At 44.4% G+C, this 2775-nt stretch carries 7 protein-coding genes; all 7 read left to right on the top strand.

The genetic code is table 11. The annotated features are described in order from the left end of the window. The coding region (locus P5674_RS24025) for a hypothetical protein (protein ID WP_315670352.1) at positions 1–242 on the top strand (242 nt) is incomplete at its 5' end. Between the two features lie 235 nt (positions 243–477). Continuing rightward, positions 478–804 carry a hypothetical protein gene (locus P5674_RS24020; protein ID WP_006616132.1) on the top strand — a complete coding sequence of 109 codons (327 nt, stop codon included), beginning with the start codon at positions 478–480 and terminating at the stop codon, positions 802–804. A gap of 216 nt (positions 805–1020) precedes the next feature. Then, on the top strand, positions 1021–1185 hold the full coding sequence (locus tag P5674_RS24015; protein ID WP_014275871.1) for a hypothetical protein: 165 nt from the start codon (positions 1021–1023) through the stop codon (positions 1183–1185). 36 nt (positions 1186–1221) lie between these two features. Further along, positions 1222–1617 carry a hypothetical protein gene (locus P5674_RS24010; protein WP_006616133.1) on the top strand — a complete coding sequence of 132 codons (396 nt, stop codon included), beginning with the start codon at positions 1222–1224 and terminating at the stop codon, positions 1615–1617. Next, complete coding sequence (locus tag P5674_RS24005; protein ID WP_006616134.1) at positions 1604–1804, top strand: hypothetical protein; 201 nt, start codon at positions 1604–1606, stop codon at positions 1802–1804. Before P5674_RS24010 ends, P5674_RS24005 begins: the two co-directional genes overlap by 14 nt. After that, positions 1801–2067 carry a hypothetical protein gene (locus P5674_RS24000; RefSeq protein ID WP_006616135.1) on the top strand — a complete coding sequence of 89 codons (267 nt, stop codon included), beginning with the start codon at positions 1801–1803 and terminating at the stop codon, positions 2065–2067. Before P5674_RS24005 ends, P5674_RS24000 begins: the two co-directional genes overlap by 4 nt. Next, positions 2060–2524 (top strand): hypothetical protein, encoded by a 465-nt coding sequence (locus P5674_RS23995; protein ID WP_006616136.1) that lies wholly within the window; start codon positions 2060–2062, stop codon positions 2522–2524. Before P5674_RS24000 ends, P5674_RS23995 begins: the two co-directional genes overlap by 8 nt. Positions 2525–2775: the final 251 nt, after the last annotated feature.

The raw sequence follows: 2775 nt of genomic DNA, 5'->3' as shown, positions 1-2775 counted from the left end.
ACAAAAAACATCAGCGGATTTTCCTGGTCACTTGTTTGGCTTGGATGCTGGCAGATCGACAAGTCGCCGCCAACGGGCAGCAACAAATCGGACGGCATCTAAGACGGACAGCTCAAAGGTCTGTGTTCAAATTATCAGATGAGGAGGTAGCTCACTACATAGCAGAAATTGAGGATTCCATCCAACGGAATCCCCAAATAGCCGGACCTATTGGTTTGGTGTTCAAAGTTCACAAGTCTTGATTCCAAAAGGAAAGGGAAACCCCAACGTTTCCCCTTCCTCCCCATCATCCTTAGCAAAAAGGAACTTAAAGATGAGCGACGTGAATCTACCTCGTTCAGTCATCAGCATAACATCTGAGACTGCTACGGGTCAACTCAACTTGTCCGAATCACTAACAGCAGAGGAGGTTTTTGCATATCTAAGTTTGTTCAACAAATTACTTGAGTACACGCCAGAGGAACTGGAGGAAATTCTATGGAAGCACCAGACAGAAGAGAAATTCCGCTCTCCCATTCTGCCGTTTCCGACACGGCCAAATCCGTCCTTTTAGCACTACTGCAAAATCCTAGCCTGGTTCAGGAGTTGCCATTAACAACTCAACAGGTTGGTCGCCTGCTAAAGGAAAGCTGGTATCTCGCCAATGAAATGCTGGCGACTTACCAGAGGAGCAATGGGGATGAACTGAGAGCGATCGTTTTAAACGGCCGCCCCAATGAGAAGGTGAAAAACTACGATGTCAACCGACAACAGAAACAACCCGTTCACACAGATAAAACTCCAGGCGGCGACTACTTCAAATGAAGAATTAACCCGTTGTCTGCAAACAGTGACTGCCATTCTGGAATCTAAAAACCCCGACTACAGGGAAATCAGAGCCCAATTGCTTAGGGCCACTTGTTTGAGTTATGAGGTAGTGCGACATCTCGATGCTGCGAACATGAGTATCGGTCACTAAGTCAAAAAACTTGGGGCGGCTTGACCAAAGCCACCCCTAAGCAAGTCATTTAGGAGTTTACTATGCCCAAGTCGGGAGAAAACTCAAGCTCTTTTATCCTTAACCGTGGCTTAATAATAGCACTCCTAGAGGTTGACTTGCTAAATGTGCGATCGCGGCGGCGGGTTATGCGATCGCTCCTTCCCAAAGTTCTATTTAGGTGCGATCGCTCCCCATCGCCGCCATAGTTAACTAGTCTAACCACTAATAACGGCGCATTGGCGATGAAAAAATTAACCAACCAACAGAAGGCAGATCAGCTTAGTGTCTTAGTTCAACACTTAACCCCTAGCGCCTTAAACACAATGCACAAAGATTTGATGTCTCATTTTAATCGAGACATCGATACCAACCTCCAAAAGCAGGATGTAAAAAAAATACTTGAGGCGATCGAGAACGGGGAACTTCCATCAGAGGATTCCTCTGCCGCTGGCGATCACCTGTTGATTTCCATGGCTTGGCAGATTTTCTCTATCAATTACTACGTTAAAGAAAGGCTGTCATTTGATGATATTAGCATCCAAAAATTCCAGCAATACGCTGATGCAGCCTTACAAAAAACTAAGCTGTTTTTAGAACAGGCAAAAATCTTTATCACCGAGGAAAATGGAGAATCTTGAGTCAGAGATTTACCTGGGTCGCCTAACTGACATCGCGACAAGCATCCAAGACTACGGGGAAAGGATTAGCGTCAGACTTGACCAGTTCACCCTCGAAAAAGACGAGCATTTAGCCGAGGTTATTGGCTACCTGCATCTAATTAGACAACTAACCAATGAAGGCATGAAGGAGTTGCGAAAACTGTGACCAATGACCGCGACCATCTGGATGAGCAATTGAGGCGATTGCCAGGGTTTAAAGAAGAGGTCTTAGATGTCAGCTACATGGTAAGGAAACTCTACTATGACATCGACCAACTTTATAACTACTGCTTCACCGACAAACTCACTAAACCCTACGCCCAAAAGCAATTTCTCAACCAACTAGAGAAATTTGTTACCAACACCCAGGAAGCCGGGAAACTCATTCCCAAACTCATTGAAAAAATTGGAGGCTCTGATGATGAATAGCACAAACCAGCAAAACCCACAAACCCAATACACCACACAGCTAAAAAAGGATATCTTAAAGTCCATTGAAAATATTAGCGTACAGGTTTCCTCTCTGTGGTTAAAAGTTCAAGTCCCGAACCCCGATGAACCCTTAACCAGGGAAAACATCAGTAACCACTTGGAACAGCTAGCACGGGCTGTGAAAGTAGAAGCCAATAACTACAGCGAAAATCCTACCGACGATGATTCCTATGATTTGCTAGACAATTGGATATATATGGCTGATAAATCTACCGAATTTACGGACATCTTGATAGACATAAAAAGAATGGTTGATAATGCCATTTGCGAACTGGTTTTTATCAATGGTTTCTTTTGTGTTCAAGAATGTCAAGATATAGACAGATTCCAGCAGTCAGTTATTAAATGCCACGACGCTCTCTTGTATAACCTACAGAGCCCATTAAGTAATTAAAAGATCTAGATTTCACCGCCTGATGAGTCCTAGCCGGTAAAGGACGAAACTTTCCCCTTACACCTGGGGGGAAGTCGCGGATAACCGGGTGATTCCCGCCGCATTGATAACTAGCCCCCCCGAGGCGAAATGGGAGCATGATTTAATCTCAAATTAGGTTAATATTTTAGGGCAATATGGTATAATAAGCGAGAAGTGCGAGACGTTTAGGAGTCAAATAAGGCTGCAATGCCTGAAATAACGTCCTAGTG

Origin of the sequence: Limnospira sp. PMC 289.06, assembly GCF_032350395.1 — a bacterium.
Taxonomy (GTDB): Bacteria; Cyanobacteriota; Cyanobacteriia; order Cyanobacteriales; family Microcoleaceae; genus Limnospira; species Limnospira platensis.
This window is presented reverse-complemented; position numbering and strand designations above follow the sequence as displayed.

Bases quoted from the DNA above. Each gene is read 5' to 3' on its own strand.
- P5674_RS24020 (WP_006616132.1), top strand. From the start codon at position 478: ATGGAAGCACCAGACAGAAGAGAAATTCCGCTCTCCCATTCTGCCGTT.
- P5674_RS24005 (WP_006616134.1), top strand. From the start codon at position 1,604: ATGGAGAATCTTGAGTCAGAGATTTACCTGGGTCGCCTAACTGACATC.
- P5674_RS24010 (WP_006616133.1), top strand. From the start codon at position 1,222: ATGAAAAAATTAACCAACCAACAGAAGGCAGATCAGCTTAGTGTCTTA.
- P5674_RS23995 (WP_006616136.1), top strand. From the start codon at position 2,060: ATGAATAGCACAAACCAGCAAAACCCACAAACCCAATACACCACACAG.
- P5674_RS24015 (WP_014275871.1), top strand. From the start codon at position 1,021: ATGCCCAAGTCGGGAGAAAACTCAAGCTCTTTTATCCTTAACCGTGGC.